General features: G+C 67.4%; 10 protein-coding genes. 6 read left to right on the top strand and 4 right to left on the bottom strand.

The window, feature by feature from the left end; all coding sequences use genetic code 11:
* Nucleotides 1-218 precede the first annotated feature (218 nt).
* A complete protein-coding gene (locus tag ARC63_RS20585; protein WP_019338396.1) occupies nucleotides 219-755 on the top strand; it encodes an adenine phosphoribosyltransferase in 537 nt (178 codons plus the stop codon).
* 78 nt (nucleotides 756-833) lie between these two features.
* Here the strand turns inward: ARC63_RS20585 and dbpA are convergent, their stop codons facing one another.
* Both dbpA and ARC63_RS20575 read right to left on the bottom strand, forming a co-directional pair.
* Nucleotides 834-2,210: an ATP-dependent RNA helicase DbpA gene (gene dbpA / locus ARC63_RS20580; RefSeq protein WP_010484543.1), complete on the bottom strand. Its 1,377-nt coding sequence runs from the start codon at nucleotides 2,208-2,210 to the stop codon at nucleotides 834-836.
* 85 nt (nucleotides 2,211-2,295) lie between these two features.
* Complete coding sequence (locus ARC63_RS20575; RefSeq protein ID WP_057504268.1) at nucleotides 2,296-3,375, bottom strand: YeiH family protein; 1,080 nt, start codon at nucleotides 3,373-3,375, stop codon at nucleotides 2,296-2,298.
* Between the two features lie 102 nt (nucleotides 3,376-3,477).
* Between ARC63_RS20575 and ARC63_RS20570 the strand changes: the two genes are divergently transcribed.
* Together ARC63_RS20570 and ARC63_RS20565 are read left to right on the top strand one after the other, a co-directional pair.
* Nucleotides 3,478-4,353, top strand: coding sequence for a LysR family transcriptional regulator (locus tag ARC63_RS20570; RefSeq protein WP_057504267.1), 876 nt, complete (start codon nucleotides 3,478-3,480; stop codon nucleotides 4,351-4,353).
* A gap of 348 nt (nucleotides 4,354-4,701) precedes the next feature.
* On the top strand, nucleotides 4,702-6,585 hold the full coding sequence (locus ARC63_RS20565; RefSeq protein ID WP_010484548.1) for an ATP-binding cassette domain-containing protein: 1,884 nt from the start codon (nucleotides 4,702-4,704) through the stop codon (nucleotides 6,583-6,585).
* A 148-nt stretch (nucleotides 6,586-6,733) separates the two neighbouring features.
* Here the strand turns inward: ARC63_RS20565 and ARC63_RS20560 are convergent, their stop codons facing one another.
* Entirely contained in the window at nucleotides 6,734-7,195 is a 462-nt protein-coding gene (locus ARC63_RS20560; protein WP_019661289.1) for a c-type cytochrome, read from the bottom strand.
* Nucleotides 7,196-7,204: 9 nt separating this feature from the next.
* Nucleotides 7,205-7,594: a c-type cytochrome gene (locus ARC63_RS20555; RefSeq protein ID WP_005413034.1), complete on the bottom strand. Its 390-nt coding sequence runs from the start codon at nucleotides 7,592-7,594 to the stop codon at nucleotides 7,205-7,207.
* 206 nt (nucleotides 7,595-7,800) lie between these two features.
* Between ARC63_RS20555 and ARC63_RS20550 the strand changes: the two genes are divergently transcribed.
* From ARC63_RS20550 to ARC63_RS20540, 3 genes are read left to right on the top strand one after another with little or no spacing between them, the layout of a single operon-like run.
* Entirely contained in the window at nucleotides 7,801-8,952 is a 1,152-nt protein-coding gene (locus ARC63_RS20550) for an efflux RND transporter periplasmic adaptor subunit (protein ID WP_010484552.1), read from the top strand.
* Nucleotides 8,949-12,470, top strand: coding sequence for an efflux RND transporter permease subunit (locus ARC63_RS20545; protein ID WP_049483122.1), 3,522 nt, complete (start codon nucleotides 8,949-8,951; stop codon nucleotides 12,468-12,470). Before ARC63_RS20550 ends, ARC63_RS20545 begins: the two co-directional genes overlap by 4 nt.
* Nucleotides 12,467-15,547, top strand: coding sequence for an efflux RND transporter permease subunit (locus ARC63_RS20540; protein WP_057504266.1), 3,081 nt, complete (start codon nucleotides 12,467-12,469; stop codon nucleotides 15,545-15,547). The genes ARC63_RS20545 and ARC63_RS20540 overlap by 4 nt, the downstream gene beginning before the upstream one ends.
* Nucleotides 15,548-15,555: the final 8 nt, after the last annotated feature.

Below are 15,555 nucleotides of genomic sequence, written 5' to 3'. Positions count from 1 at the left end.
GCGCACACGAGCAAGCGGCGACCGAGCTTACATGGACGTACTTGCAGCGCCCCCCGCAACCGGACCCACCCAGCCATCCCTCGGAATGCGGCTTTTGTTTTCGCTTTTGCTTGCGCGGTGGCCTCTGCAGGTGCCGGGCGCAGCCCGGCCGACACCCCCAACAGGCAGCCGGCGCCCGGAACAGGTACCCTATGCCGCCATCAGACAACCAACGTGACATGACCGACGCCCTCGTCGCTCCGCAGTGGGCCTCCCGCCTGCGCGACATCGCCGACTTCCCCAAGCCCGGCATCCTCTTCAAGGACATCATGCCGCTGCTCGCCCATGGCGAGGACTTCCGCGGTGCCATCACCGCGATGGCCGACCGTTGGCGCGACCAGAAGCTGGACGCGGTGATCGGTATCGAATCGCGCGGTTTCATCCTCGGTGCCGCCATGGCGCTGGAACTGGGCGTGGGCTTCGTGCCGGTGCGCAAGCCGGGCAAGCTGCCGGGTCAGGTGCTGCGCGAGGAATACACGCTGGAATACCGCAGCGACTGCATCGAAGTGCACGCCGATGCGCTGCCGGCCGGTGCCCGCGTGGCGATCATCGACGACGTGCTGGCCACGGGCGGCACGCTGGTCGCCGCGTTGTCGCTGGTGCGCCGCCTGGGTGTCGAGGTGGTGGGTGCCGGCGTGCTGGTCGAGCTGGACGGCCTCGGCGGCCGCGCACGCTGGGAAGCGGACCTGCCGCTGCACACCGAACTGGTGTTCTGAGTCTGTCGCCGGGCGTGGCCCGGCGCTACACACGGCATGCAGGTAGTGCCGGGCCATGCCCGGCGACTACCTTGCCAATCACATCATCCGCACGCGGAAGCGACGGCCCTTGATCTTGCCGGCTTCCAGCCTGGCCACGGCCTTGTTGGCCTGCTCTCGGGCGATCGCCACGTAGGAGCGGGTCGGGAAGATCGCGATCTTCCCGATGAACTTGGCTGACAGGCCGGCATCACCGGTCAGCGCGCCAAGGATGTCGCCCGGGCGCAGCTTGTCGGTCTTGCCACCATCAATGCGCAGGGTGCGCATCGCGGCCTGCGGCAATTCGGCCGGGCGCGAGGTCGCCAGCGGCGTCTTCTGCCAGTCCAACGGCTGCCCCATCTGCGCTTCGATGGCTTCGGCGCGGGTCTTCTCACGGCCGGCCACCAGGCTGATCGCCAGGCCGCTGGCACCGGCACGGCCGGTACGGCCCACGCGATGCTGGTAGCTCTCCACGTCGGTCGGCAGCTCGTAGTTGATCACCGCCGCCAGCTCTTCCACGTCCAGGCCACGTGCGGCCACGTCGCTGGCCACCAGCACGTTGCAGCTGCGGTTGGCCAGCAGCAACAGCACTTCCTCGCGGTCGCGCTGCTCCATGTCGCCATGCAGGGCGAGCGCGGAGAAGCCGAACTGCTGCAGGGAATTCGCAACCTCGTCCACGTCCTTGCGGGTGTTGCAGAACACTACCGCCGATTCCGGCGTGTACTTCAGCAGCAGGCCCGCCAGCGCCTTCTGGCGGTGCGCCGGTTCCACCTCGCAGAACAGGTGGCGGATGGCCGGCGCCTGATCGGCGCCTTCAACGGTCACTTCCACCGCGTCGCGCAGCAAGTCACGCGCCATGGCGCGGATGCTGTCGGGGAAGGTGGCGGAGAACAGCAGGCTCTGGCGGTCCTTGTGGGTGCGGCCGGCGATCTCGCGGATCGGCTCCTCGAAGCCCATGTCGAGCATGCGGTCGGCTTCGTCCAGCACCAGCGTGCGCACCGCGCCCAGGTTCAGCGCGCGCTTGCGTGCCAGCTCCTGCACGCGGCCGGGTGTGCCGACCACCACATGCGGGTCATGGCCTTCCAGCGACGCCAGCTGAGGGCCCAGCGGCACGCCGCCCACCAGCAGCAACAGCTTCAGGTTGGGGATGCCGGTGGCCAGCTTGCGGATCTGCTTGCCGACCTGGTCGGCCAGTTCGCGGGTCGGGCACAGCACCAGTGCCTGCACGCGGATCAGGCTGGGGTCGATGGCCTGCAGCAGGCCCAGGCCGAAGGCGGCGGTCTTGCCGCTGCCGGTCGGCGCCTGTGCGATCACATCGCGGCCATCCAGAATGGCCGGCAGGCTCTGCGCCTGCACGGGGGTGAGGGTGGTGTAGCCGAGGGCATCCAGGCCGGGCTGCAGGGCCGGGCTCAGCGGCAGGGTCGAGAAGTCAGTCATGGCGCATTGTACCCGTCTGCGCGGCCGCTCCCTGCCACAGGGTCTTCATCCACGTGGGCGCCGACCTTGGTCGGCACGCTCTTGATCAGCCCAGCACCGCCAACACGCCCTGATGAATCGCCAGGCCACCGAACAGCAGCCAGGCGAACAGGATCAGCGCCAGCAGCAGCGGCTTCAGGCCTGCCTGGCGCAGCGCCGAGACGTGGGTGGTCAGGCCCAGCGCGGCCATCGCCATCGCCAGCAGCACGGTATCCAGCTGCACCAGCCCGGCCTGCAGGCCCGCCGGCAGCAGATGCAGCGAGTTGAAACCGGCCACCGCCACGAAACCGAAGGCGAACCACGGCACCACGATGCGCGCCTTGCTGCCGTCGGCGCTGGCCTTGCCGCCACGCGCCAGCCACAGCGACAGCGCAACCAGGAACGGCGCCAGCAGCATCACCCGCACCATCTTGGTGATCACCGCCGTATCAGCCGCCGCTTCATTGACCGCACGGCCTGCCGCCACCACCTGTGCCACTTCATGCACCGTCGCACCGGTGAAAAGGCCGTACTGCTGCGCATCCATCGCCAGCCAGCCGTGCGACTGCACCAGGGCATACAGCGCCGGGTACAGGAACATCGCCAGCGTGCCGAACACCACCACCGTCGACACGGCCACCGTGACCTGTGCCGCGCGGCCACGCACCACGGGTTCGGCAGCCATCACCGCTGCCGCGCCGCAGATCGCGCTGCCAGCACCGATCAGCATCGCTGCCTCGCGCTCCATCTTGAACACGCGCACACCCAGCCAGCAGGCCAGGCCGAAGGTGCTGGCGACCACCAGCACGTCCATCAGCACGCCGCTGACGCCGACGTGGCCGATGTCCTGGAAGGTCAGGCGCAGGCCGTACAGCACGATGCCGGCGCGCAGCAGCCAGTGCTTGGAAAAGCCGACACCGGCCGCGCTGCTCGGCGCCAGCCGCGGGTAGAGGGTGTTGCCGATCACGATGCCGGCGACGATGGCCACGGTCAGCGCACTCAGGCCGTGTGCCTGCAGCCACGGCAGCTCGGCCAGGTACAGCGACGCCGCTGCGATCAGGCCGACCAGCAGCAGGCCGGGCAGGCGCGGCTGCCAGCGTTGGCGCAGGGCGGGCAGGGACCAGGGGGAGAGGGCGGGGGCGTTCATAGCACGGGCAGCGCTGGAGAGATGGGGCAAGCGTGCGCCTGAGATGATTACCTGTAAAACGAATAATATGGGTGAAACCTACCCATAAAGAAGGTAAGTGCCATGCGCCTGACCTTGCGCCAGCTGCAGGTCTTCGTCGCCATCGCCGATCACGGCAGCACTACCGCCGCCGGCCAGGCCATCGCGCTTTCGCAATCGGCCAGCAGCGCCGCCCTGCAGGAGTTGGAAGCCCACTTCGGCACCCCGCTGTTCGACCGCATCGGCCGCCGCCTGGCGCTGAACGGGCACGGCCGCGCACTGCTGGAGCCGGCGCGTACCTTGCTGGTCAACGCCGCCGATCTGGAGCGGCAGTTGGCCGCCGGCGGCGACCCGTCGCAGGGCGCGCCGCTGCGGCTGGTGCTGGCGGCCAGCACCACCATCGGCAATTACCTGCTGCCGCCACGCATCGCCGAACTGCTGCGCCAGGCGCCACAGGCCGAGGTTGATCTGCGCATCGACAACAGTGCCGGCGTGGTCGCCGCCGTGCAGCGCCTGGACGTCGACGCCGGCCTGATCGAAGGCCCGTGTCACGAGCGCGGCCTGCAGGTGACCGCCTGGCAGCAGGATCCGCTGGTGATCGTCGCCGCCGCCGATGCCCCCGCGCGCTGGTCGCTGGATGAACTGCGCCGCGCACGCTGGCTGCTGCGCGAGCCCGGCTCGGGCACCCGCGAGGCGGTGGAGCAGGCGTTGTTGCCGCATCTGCGTGGCTTCGCCCAGACCCTGCAGCTGGGCAATACCGAAGCGATCAAGCAGGCCGCCATCGCCGGCCTCGGCCTGGCCTGCCTCTCGCGCCATGCGCTGGAAGAGCCGCTGGCGCTGGGCCGCCTGCGCGTGATCGAGACCGCGCTGCCGCCCCTGCAGCGCACCCTCTGGCTGGTACGCCACCCGGGCAAGCACTGGCTGCCGGGATTGCAGGCGTTGTTGGGGGACGTGGAGTAAGTCATCAGACCCCTAGTCGATTTCATCCATCGACAGTCCCTGCAGCGCTCATCCACGCATGGCGTGGATCTACCGTGTCGACCAAGGTCAACACCCACCAGAGCAGAATGCCGTTCCGACAGATCGCGGGAAACTGTCAGAGGCGGGGTGGTGTGGGTCTGCAGGACCGTTGGCGCCATGGATGGCGCCATCGAGCCCCCATGGATGGGTTTACGGCGTGTCCTGCAGACCCATACCGCCCCGCCATCCCACAGGAAACCAGCTTTGGCTGTTGCTTCGGCAGCAGCAGTGGCCGCTGCGGGTGCCGGGTGCAACCCGGCCGACGCCCCCAACCCGTACAATATCCGGATGCCTCTGATTACCCTACAGAACGTCGACTTCAGCGTCGGCGGCCCGTTGTTGCTGGAAAAGGCCGAACTGTCGATCGAGCCGGGCGAACGCATCGCCCTGATCGGCCGCAACGGCGCCGGCAAATCCACCCTGCTCAAGCTGCTGTCCGGCGACCACAAGCCCGATGACGGCGAAGTCCGCGTGCAGCAGGGCGTGCGCGTCACCCGCCTGGAGCAGGAAGTGCCACACGGCGCCGCCGGCTCGGTGTTCGACGTCGTCGCCGATGGCCTCGGCGAACTGGGCCAGTGGCTGGCCGAATTCCACCACCTCAGCCATGCAGAAGTATTCGATGGCGAAGCCCTCGGCAACGTGCAGGCCAAGATCGACGCCGCCAACGGCTGGGGCCTGGACCAGCGCGTCAGCGAAACCCTGACCAAGCTCGACCTGGACGGCGAGGCCGAGTTCGGCCGCCTGTCCGGCGGCATGAAGCGCCGCGTGCTGCTCGCCCGTGCACTGGTCTCCAGTCCGGATGTGTTGCTGCTGGACGAACCGACCAACCACCTCGACATCGAAGCCATCGACTGGCTCGAAGCGTTCCTGAAGGGCTGGAGTGGCAGCGTGGTGTTCGTCACCCATGACCGCCGCTTCCTGCGTGCGCTGGCCACCCGCATCGTCGAGATCGACCGCGGTCAGGTCACCAGCTGGCCGGGCGACTGGGCCAACTACGAGCGCCGTCGCGAGGAACGCCTCAACGCGCAGGCGCAGGAAAACGCACGCTTCGACAAGCTGCTGGCGCAGGAAGAAGTGTGGATCCGCCAGGGCATCAAGGCCCGTCGTACCCGCGACGAAGGCCGCGTGCGCCGCCTGAAGGCGATGCGCACCGAGCGTTCGCAGCGCCGCGATCTCAGTGGCAACGTCAAGATGGAAGCCGCACAGGGCGTCAGCTCCGGCAAGAAGGTCATCGACGTCAAGGACATTTCGTTCGCCTTCGGCGAGCGCACCATGGTCCGCGATTTCACCACGACTATCCTGCGTGGCGACCGCATCGGCCTGATCGGCCCCAACGGCAGTGGCAAGACCACGCTGCTGAAGCTGCTGCTGGGTGAACTGCAGCCGGCCAAGGGCGAAGTCAACGCCGGCACCAACCTGCAGATCGCCTATTTCGACCAGTACCGCGCGGTGCTGCGCGAAGACTGGAGCGCGATCGAGAACGTGGCCGAAGGCCGCGATTTCCTCGAGTTCAACGGCAAGCGCAAGCACGTGCATGCCTACCTGCAGGACTTCATGTTCACCCCGGAACGTGCGCGCGCACCGATCACCCGCCTGTCCGGTGGCGAGCGCAACCGCCTGCTGCTGGCCAAGCTGTTCGCGCAGCCGTCCAACCTGCTGGTGATGGACGAACCGACCAACGACCTCGACGTGGAAACCCTGGAGCTGCTGGAAGAGCTGCTGGGCGACTACACCGGCACGCTGCTGCTGGTCAGCCACGACCGTGACTTCATCGACAACGTGGTGACCTCCACGCTGGTGATGGAAGGCGATGGCGTGATTGGCGAGTACGTCGGCGGCTACAGCGACTGGCAGCGCTATGCAGCCAGCATCGCAGCGCCTGCTGCGGCTCCGGCAGCCAAGCCGGCGGTTGCTGCACCGGCCACCCCGACGGCCGCAGCTCCGGCCGCACCGAAGCGCAAGCTGGCCTACAAGGAAGCGCGCGAACTGGAGCAGCTGCCGAAGACCATCGAGAAGCTGGAAGGCGATGTCGAAGGGCTGACCTCGGCGATGAACGATCCGTCGTTCTACACCCGCAGCAGCGCCGAAGTGACCGCGCACACCCAGCAGCTGGCCAAGGTGCAGGCCGAGCTGGATGCCGCGTACGCACGCTGGGAAGAGCTGGAAGGCTGAGTTCGCCGGGTTCGTGCGGACCAACGGTCCGCACCTACCGACGCCGGTGCCTGGTAGATCCACGCCATGCGTGGATGTCTGCATCAGTGCGGACCATGGTCCGCACCCAACAAAGCGGATTCCACACCCACCGGGGGGGGGCTGGGAGTCATTTGACCCCGTGCAGATCCCGCAACTGGCTCGGCCGGCTACCGAAGTACGCCGCCAGATCGGCGATGTCCTGATCGCTCAGGTCCTTCGCCTGCGGCGTCATCAACATGTGCTGGCGGTCACCGGCACGGTAGGCCTGCAGGGCGTGCGCCAGATAGTCGCCGTACTGCCCACCCAGCTTCGGATAGGTCGGGTCGATCGGCGCATTGCCGTCAGCCCCGTGGCAGTCGATGCAGCTTTGGTTGGTGGCCTTGCCCTTCACCTTGGCGCGGGCTTCACCGGCGGCCTCGCGGCCTGCGGGCAGGCCGGCCGAAGAAGAAGAGCCGTGTTCGCCGCTGGCATGGCCCGGGTCGGCGGCGGATTTCTCGCTGTTTTCCACCTGCGACTGCGAACAGGCTGCCAGCAGCAGGGCAACGGACAGGGCGATGGCGTGACGCATCGGATGCGCGGCTTTCGACATGGGCGGGCCTTACTTGACGGTGGACAGGTAAACAGAGAGATCGGCGATCTCCTGTTCGCTGAAACTCATCGACTGCGCCTGCATCGTCGGATGCCGGCGCTTGCCCTGGCGGTACTCGGTCAGGGCCTGGGCCAGGTACTGCTGGGTCTGGCCGCCGATCTTCGGCACCCGGTAACTGGGGTAGGCGTTCTTGTAGCCGGTGATCCCGTGGCAGCCCTGACAGGTGTAGGCCAGGACACGGCCATTGTCGAAGTTGCCGGTGGGGGCGGCGGGCGCCGGGGCAGCGGCGGGAGCCGGGGCCGGGGCCGGTGTGGCAGGAGCAGGAGCGGGCTGTGCGGCGGCCCCAAGGGGCAGGAGGACGGCCAGAGCGAGACAAGCGGCGAGCGGCTGCGGGCGCATGGTGTCGTTTCCGGGGATTCGGGTCTGGTCGTTCCGGCGTGGGGTACGGAACGACCCGAGTATAGCCCCAGGTTTCATCTAGCTGAAATGGGGGGCGGGCCGACCAGTGGCACGAAGGCATCATGACCTTTGGGATATGGTGTTGCCGTGAAGTGGTGCATTACTTTGCTACCACACCTGTCCACGCATCCTCCAGGGACCTGACGATGTCGCACCCAACCTTCCTGTCCGGCCGTCGCAGCGGAATCTGCGCTGCCGCACTGCTGATCTCCACCTCCCTGCTGCTGGGCGGTTGCGCCGCAGGGCCCAATTCCGAAGCCAAGGCCGCCGAGACCAAGGAGGAGAAGAAGGTCGACGCGGTCCCGGTCGAAGTGGCCGTGGCCAGCCACCGTGCCGTCGCGGCCAGCTACACCGGTACCGCCGCGTTGGAACCACGCGCCGAATCGCAGGTGGTCGCCAAGACCTCCGGCGTGGCGCTGGCGGTGCTCGTCGAGGAAGGCCAGCGGGTGACCGCTGGCCAGCCGCTGGTGCGCCTGGACCCGGACCGCGCACGCCTGGCCGTGGCGCAGAGCGAAGCGCAGATGCGCAAGCTGGAAAACGACTATCAGCGTGCACAGAAGCTGGTCGTCCAGCAGCTGGTCAGTGCGGCCAGCGTTGACCAGCTGCGCTACGACCTGGAAAACGTCCGTGCGCAGTACCGCCTGGCCACGCTGGAACTGTCCTACACCACGGTGGTGGCGCCGATCTCCGGCGTGATCGCCTCGCGCTCGATCAAGACCGGCAACTTCGTGCAGATCAACACGCCGATCTTCCGCATCGTCGACAACTCGCGGCTGGAAGCCACGCTCAATGTGCCCGAGCGCGAGCTGGCCACGCTGCGCGCCGGCCAGCCGGTGACACTGGCTGCCGATGCACTGCCGGGGCAGAGCTTCACCGGCACCGTCGATCGCATCGCGCCGGTGGTGGATTCGGGCAGCGGCACGTTTCGCGTGGTCAGCGCCTTCGATGGCGCCGCGCATGCGCTGCAGCCCGGCATGTTCGGCCGCATCCGCATCGATTACGACCAGCGTGCCGATGCGCTGGTGGTGCCGCGCCTGGCGCTGCTCGACGACGGTGAGCCGGCGGTGTTCCGGGTGCGCGAAGGCAAGGTCGCACGCGTTCCGGTCAAGCTGGGTTACGCCGAGGGCCCGTGGGTGGAGATCCGTGATGGCCTGGCGGCCGGTGATCAGGTGGTCACCGCCGGCAAGGTCGCGCTGCGCGACGGCACCGCAGTGCAGGTGATCGCTGATCCGAAGGCAAAGGCGAAGACGGTCGCAGCGGCCGCCAAGCCGGCAGACAAGGCCGGGAGCAAGCAATGACCGCCCCGGGCCACGACCACGGTGCCTCGCCGGCGAGCGACGGCGCCGCCGCCGGCATGCGCGGCGGCCTGGTGGAATTCGCCACCCGCCGCCGCGTGACCATCGCCATGTGCACGGTCACCCTGCTGCTGTTCGGGCTGATCGCGCTGGGCAACCTCAAGGTCAACCTGCTGCCCGACCTGAGCTACCCGACGCTGACCGTGCGCACCGAGTACACCGGTGCGGCGCCGACCGAAATCGAAACCCTGATCACCCAGCCGGTCGAAGAAGCGGTGGGCGTGGTCAAGAACCTGCGCAAGCTGAAGTCGGTCTCGCGCACCGGCCAGAGCGACGTGGTGCTGGAGTTCGCCTGGGGCACCAACATGGACCAGGCCAGCCTGGAGGTGCGCGACAAGATGGAAGCGCTGAACCTGCCACTGGAGGCCAAGGCCCCGGTGCTGCTGCGCTTCAATCCGTCCACCGAGCCGATCATGCGCCTGGTGCTGTCGAACAAGGTGGCACCGGCCAGCGATGCCGATGCGATCCGCGAGCTGACCGGCCTGCGCCGCTATGCCGATGAAGACCTGAAGAAGAAGCTGGAGCCGGTCACCGGCGTCGCAGCGGTCAAGGTCGGCGGTGGCCTGGAAGACGAGATCCAGGTCGACATCGACCAGCAGAAGCTGGCGCAGCTGAACCTGCCGATCGACACCGTCATCAAGCGCCTGAAGGACGAGAACATCAACATCTCCGGCGGTCGCCTGGAGGAGGGTTCGCAGCGCTTCCTGGTGCGCACCGTCAACCAGTTCGCCGACCTGGAGGAAATCCGCAACCTGCTGGTGACCACCCAGGCCGCCAATGGCAGCGCGGCCGACTCGGCACTGCAGCAGATGTTCAACATCGCCGCATCGACCGGTTCGGCGGCCGCGATCGCGGCGGCGTCGGCGGCGCAGAGCGCGTCCTCCGGCGGTGGTTCCAGCGTGGTCGCCAACGGTGTGCCGGTGCGCCTGAAGGATGTGGCCACCGTGCGCCAGGGCTACAAGGAACGCGAAGCGGTGATCCGCCTGGGTGGCAAGGAATCGGTGGAACTGGCCATCTACAAGGAAGGCGATGCCAACACCGTGTCCACCGCCGAAGCGCTGCGCAAGCGCCTGGAGCAGATCAAGGGCACGTTCCCCTCCGATGTCGAGATGACCACCATCGAGGACCAGTCGCGCTTCATCGAGCACGCCATCGCCGACGTCAAGAAGGATGCGGTGATCGGAGGGCTGCTGGCCATCCTGATCATCTTCCTGTTCCTGCGTGATGGCTGGAGCACGTTCGTGATCAGCCTGTCGCTGCCGGTCTCGATCATCGCCACGTTCTTCTTCATGGGCCAGCTCGGCCTGAGCCTGAACGTGATGTCGCTGGGCGGTTTGGCATTGGCTACCGGCCTGGTGGTGGACGACTCGATCGTGGTGCTGGAGAGCATCGCCAAGGCGCGTGAGCGTGGCCTGGGTATCCTGCAGGCGGCCATCGTCGGTACCCGCGAAGTGAGCATGGCGGTGGTCGCCTCGACCCTGACCACCATCGCGGTGTTCCTGCCGCTGGTGTTCGTCGACGGCATCGCCGGCCAGCTGTTCCGCGACCAGGCACTGACCGTGGCGATCGCCATTGCGATCTCGCTGCTGGTGTCGATGACGCTGATCCCGATGCTGAGCTCGCTGAAGGGACGGCCGCCGCTGGCGTTCCCGGAAGAGGCGCCGAACGAGCCGTGGCAGCCGCAGAACCGTTGGCAGAAGCCGGTGGCGCTGGGTCGCCGTGGTGCCGTGGCGACCGCGCGCTGGAGCTTCTATGCGCTGGCCTGGCTGGTCGTGCGGGCGTGGCGTGGCGTGGTGGCGGTGGTCGGCCCGGTGATGCGCAAGGCCAGCGATCTGGCGATGAAGCCCTATGCCGGTGCCGAGCGCGGCTACCTGCGACTGCTGCCGAGCGCGCTGGCGCATCCGGGCAAGGTGCTGGGCGTGGCCACGATCATCTTCGTGGCGACCATGGCGCTGGTGCCGATGCTCGGTGCCGACCTGATTCCGCAGCTGGCACAGGACCGCTTCGAAATGACGGTGAAGCTGCCGGCCGGCACGCCGCTGAAGCAGACCGATGCGCTGGTGCGCGAGCTGCAGCTGGCGCATGGCAAGGGTGAAGGCGTGGCCTCGCTGTATGGTGTCAGTGGCAGCGGCACCCGCCTGGATGCCAGCCCGACCGAAAGCGGCGAGAACATCGGCAAGCTGACCGTGGTGATGGAAGGCGGCGGCAACGCGCGCACCGAGGCGGAGATCACCGAGCGCCTGCGTGACACCATGGGCCAGCATCCGGGTGCCCAGGTCGACTTCGCGCGGCCGGCGTTGTTCAGTTTCTCCACGCCGCTGGAAATCGAGCTGCGCGGGCAGGACATGGCGACGCTCGAAGTGGCCGGCCAGCGCCTGGCGGCGATGCTGCGCGGCAACGCGCACTACGCCGACGTGAAGTCGACGGTGGAGGAGGGCTTCCCGGAAATCCAGATCCGCTTCGACCAGGAACGCGCGGGTGCGCTGGGCCTGACCACCCGCCAGATCGCCGATGTGGTGGTGAAGAAGGTGCGCGGTGACGTGGCCACCCGCTACAGCTTCCGTGACCGCAAGATCGACGTGCTGGTGCGTGCCCAGGAGGGCGACCGTGCCAGCGTGGAGAGCATCCGTCGGCTGATCGTCAATCCGGGCAGCACCCGCCCGGTCACGCTGGACGCGGTGGCCGACGTGGTCGCCACCACCGGCCCCAGTGAGATCCATCGCGCCGACCAGACCCGCGTGGCCGTGGTCTCGGCCAACCTGCGCGACATCGATCTGGGGGCGGCCATGCGTGAAGTGCAGCAGATGGTCGCCGAGCAACCGCTGGGCGCGGGTGTCGGCCTGCACATCGGCGGCCAGGGTGAGGAGCTGGCGCAGGCGGCGAAGTCGCTGATCTTCGCTTTCGGCCTGGCGATCTTCCTGGTCTACCTGGTGATGGCGTCGCAGTTCGAGTCGCTGCTGCATCCGTTCGTGATCCTGTTCACCATCCCGCTGGCGCTGGTCGGCGCGATCCTGGCACTGATGCTGACCGGCAAGCCCATCTCGGTGGTGGTGTTCATCGGCCTGATCCTGCTGGTGGGCCTGGTCACCAAGAACGCGATCATCCTGATCGACAAGGTCAACCAGCTGCGCGAGTCCGGCGTGGCCAAGCATGAGGCCCTGGTGGAAGGTGCGCGCTCGCGCCTGCGGCCGATCATCATGACCACCCTGTGCACGCTGTTCGGCTTCCTGCCGCTGGCGGTGGCGATGGGCGAGGGTGCTGAAGTGCGTGCGCCGATGGCGATCACCGTGATCGGTGGCCTGCTGGTGTCGACCCTGCTCACCCTGCTGGTGATCCCGGTGGTGTACGACCTGATGGATCGCCGCGGTGATGCCTACTACCGCGAGCGTGGCCGCAAGCACGCCGGTGAGATCGAGCCGGGTGCAGCAGGCAGCGCGGCGGGTGTGGAGGAGCCGGCATGAGTGTTGCCGAGTTCTCCATCCGCCGTCCGGTCACCACCATCATGTGTTTCGTGTCACTGGTGGTGATCGGCCTGATCGCCTCGTTCCGGCTGCCGCTGGAAGCGCTGCCGGACATCTCCGCGCCGTTCCTGTTCGTGCAGATCCCGTACACCGGTTCAACCCCGGAGGAAGTGGAGCGGACCATCATCCGCCCGGTGGAGGAATCGCTGGCGACGATGACCGGCATCAAGCGCATGCGCTCGTCGGCCACCTCCGAGGCGGCGCTGATCTTCATCGAGTTCAGCGACTGGGACCGCGACATCGCCATCGCCGCCTCCGATGCACGCGAACGCATCGATGCGATCCGCAGCGACCTGCCCGATGACCTGCAGCGCTACAACGTGTTCAAGTGGTCCAGCAGTGACCAGCCGGTGCTGAAGGTGCGGCTGGCCAGCACCACCGACCTGACCACTGCCTATGACATGCTCGACCGCGAGTTCAAGCGGCGCATCGAGCGCATCCCCGGCGTGGCCCGCGTCGACATCACCGGCGCGCCGCCGAACGAGGTGGAGATCGCCATCGATCCGAACCGCCTCAACGCGCACGGTCTGAGCATCAATGAGCTGAGCGAGCGCCTGCGCACGCTGAACTTCTCGATCTCCGCCGGGCAGATCGACGACAACGGCCAGCGCGTGCGCGTGCAGCCGGTGGGCGAGATCACCGACCTGCAGGAAATGCGCGACCTGGTGATCAACGCCAAGGGCCTGCGCCTGGGCGACATCGCCGACGTGCGCCTGAAACCGGCGCGGATGAACTACGGGCGTCGCCTGGACGGCAACCCGGCGGTCGGCCTGGACATCTTCAAGGAACGCAGCGCCAACCTGGTGGAAGTCTCGCGCGCGGCGCTGGCCGAGGTCGAATCGATCCGCGCGGAGCCGTCGATGCGCGACGTGCAGATCAAGGTGATCGACAACCAGGGCAAGGCGGTGACCTCCTCGCTGCTGGAACTGGCCGAGGCCGGTGCGGTCGGCCTGATCCTGTCGGTGACGGTGCTGTTCTTCTTCCTGCGCCATTGGCCGTCCACGCTGATGGTCACCCTGGCCATCCCGATCTGCTTCACCATCACCCTGGGCTTCATGTACTTCGTCGGGGTGACGCTGAACATCCTGACCATGATGGGCCTGCTGCTGGCCGTCGGCATGCTGGTCGACAACGCCGTGGTGGTGGTGGAGAGCATCTACCAGGAGCGCGAGCGCCTGCCCGGGCAGCCGCGGCTGGCCTCGATCATCGGCACCCGCAACGTGGCCATCGCGCTCAGCGCCGGCACGCTGTGCCACTGCATCGTGTTCGTGCCGAACCTGTTCGGCGAGACCAACAACATCAGCATCTTCATGGCGCAGATCGCGATCACCATCTCGGTCTCGCTGCTGGCCTCGTGGCTGGTCGCGGTCAGCCTGATCCCGATGCTGTCCGCGCGCATGGCCACGCCCAAGCTGGTTCACTCGCAGACCGGCATGATCGCGCGCCTGCAGCGCCGCTACGCCAGGCTGCTGGACTGGTCGCTGCACCATCGTGGCTGGAGCCTGCTCGGCATTCTGCTGGTGGTGCTGGTCAGCCTGGTGCCGATGAAGCTGACCAAGATCGACATGTTCGGTGGTGACGGCGGCAAGGACATCTTCATCGGCTACATGTGGAAGGGCGCCTACACCTACCGGCAGATGTCCGAGGAAGTGGCGCGGGTGGAGAACTGGATCGACGCCAACCGTGAACGCCTGCACGTCAAGCAGGTCTATTCCTGGTACAGCGAGCAGGAAGGCAGCTCCACCGTGGTCACCCTGGACGAGAAGTACGCCAAGGACATCAAGGCGCTGCAGGAAGAACTGCGCAAGGGCCTGCCGAAGTCAGCCCGCACCGACTACTTCGTCGGCAACCAGGGCGGCGATGGGGGTGGCGGCGGCAACCAGGGCGTGCAGGTGCAGCTGGTCGGCCACTCCAGTTCGATGCTGCAGGAGATCGGCCAGGAAGTGGTGCCGCTGCTGGCCCAGCGTGCCGAGCTGCGCGATGTGCGCATCGACAATGGTGAGAAGGGCGGTGAGCTGAAGGTGCGCGTCGACCGCGAGCGCGCCGCCGCATTCGGCTTCAATGCCAAACAGGTGGCCAGCTTCGTCGGCCTGGCCCTGCGCGGTGCGCCGATGCGCGAGTTCCGCCGCGGCGACAATGAAGTGCCGGTGTGGGTGCGCTTCGCGGGCGCCGAGCAGAGCAGCCCGGAAGACCTGGCCGGTTTCAGCGTGCGCACCGGCGACGGCCGCAGCGTGCCGCTGCTGAGCCTGGTCACCGTTGACGTCGGCTCGTCGGCCACCCAGATCGGCCGCACCAACCGCCAGACCACGCTGACCATCAAGGCCAACCTGGCCGAGAAGGTCACCGCGCCGGATGGCCGCAAGGCGATGGAGTCGGTGCTCAAGCCGATGAACTTCCCGGCCGGCTATGGCTTCACCTTCGACGGCGGCGACTACGGCAACGATGACGAAGCCATGCAGCAGATGGTGTTCAATCTGCTGATCGCGCTGGTGATGATCTACGTGGTGATGGCAGCGGTGTTCGAGTCGCTGCTGTTCCCGGCGGCGATCATGAGCGGCGTGCTGTTCTCGATCTTCGGCGTGTTCTGGCTGTTCTGGATCACCGGCACCTCGTTCGGGATCATGTCCTTCATCGGCATCCTGGTGCTGATGGGGGTGGTGGTGAACAACGGCATCGTGATGATCGAACACATCAACAACCTGCGGCGCGGCGGCATGGGCCGAACGCAGGCACTGGTTGAAGGCTCCCGCGAGCGCCTACGCCCGATCATGATGACCATGGGCACGGCGATCCTGGCGATGGTGCCGATCTCGCTGACCAATACGCAGATGTTCGGCAACGGCCCGGAGTACGCGCCGATGGCGCGCGCGATTGCCGGGGGCCTGGCGTTCTCGACCGTGGTCAGCCTGCTCTTCCTGCCGACCATCTACGCGGTGCTCGATGACCTGCGCAATGCCGTGACGCGGCTGATCCGCCGCGCGCGCGGCCTGGAGGTCGTGGCGGGTACCCCGGTGTAGTGGTCGAG

Origin of the sequence: Stenotrophomonas geniculata ATCC 19374 = JCM 13324 (assembly GCF_001431625.1) — a bacterium.
GTDB classification, from domain to species: Bacteria; Pseudomonadota; Gammaproteobacteria; order Xanthomonadales; family Xanthomonadaceae; genus Stenotrophomonas; species Stenotrophomonas geniculata.
The sequence above is the reverse complement of the archived record's forward strand: the minus strand, read 5'-3'. Positions and strand labels throughout refer to the sequence as shown.

Coding starts and splice junctions, on each gene's coding strand:
- ARC63_RS20585 (WP_019338396.1), top strand. CDS start 219: ATGACCGACGCCCTCGTCGCTCCGCAGTGGGCCTCCCGCCTGCGCGAC.
- dbpA (WP_010484543.1), bottom strand. CDS start 2,210: ATGACTGACTTCTCGACCCTGCCGCTGAGCCCGGCCCTGCAGCCCGGC.
- ARC63_RS20575 (WP_057504268.1), bottom strand. CDS start 3,375: ATGAACGCCCCCGCCCTCTCCCCCTGGTCCCTGCCCGCCCTGCGCCAA.
- ARC63_RS20570 (WP_057504267.1), top strand. CDS start 3,478: ATGCGCCTGACCTTGCGCCAGCTGCAGGTCTTCGTCGCCATCGCCGAT.
- ARC63_RS20565 (WP_010484548.1), top strand. CDS start 4,702: ATGCCTCTGATTACCCTACAGAACGTCGACTTCAGCGTCGGCGGCCCG.
- ARC63_RS20560 (WP_019661289.1), bottom strand. CDS start 7,195: ATGTCGAAAGCCGCGCATCCGATGCGTCACGCCATCGCCCTGTCCGTT.
- ARC63_RS20555 (WP_005413034.1), bottom strand. CDS start 7,594: ATGCGCCCGCAGCCGCTCGCCGCTTGTCTCGCTCTGGCCGTCCTCCTG.
- ARC63_RS20550 (WP_010484552.1), top strand. CDS start 7,801: ATGTCGCACCCAACCTTCCTGTCCGGCCGTCGCAGCGGAATCTGCGCT.
- ARC63_RS20545 (WP_049483122.1), top strand. CDS start 8,949: ATGACCGCCCCGGGCCACGACCACGGTGCCTCGCCGGCGAGCGACGGC.
- ARC63_RS20540 (WP_057504266.1), top strand. CDS start 12,467: ATGAGTGTTGCCGAGTTCTCCATCCGCCGTCCGGTCACCACCATCATG.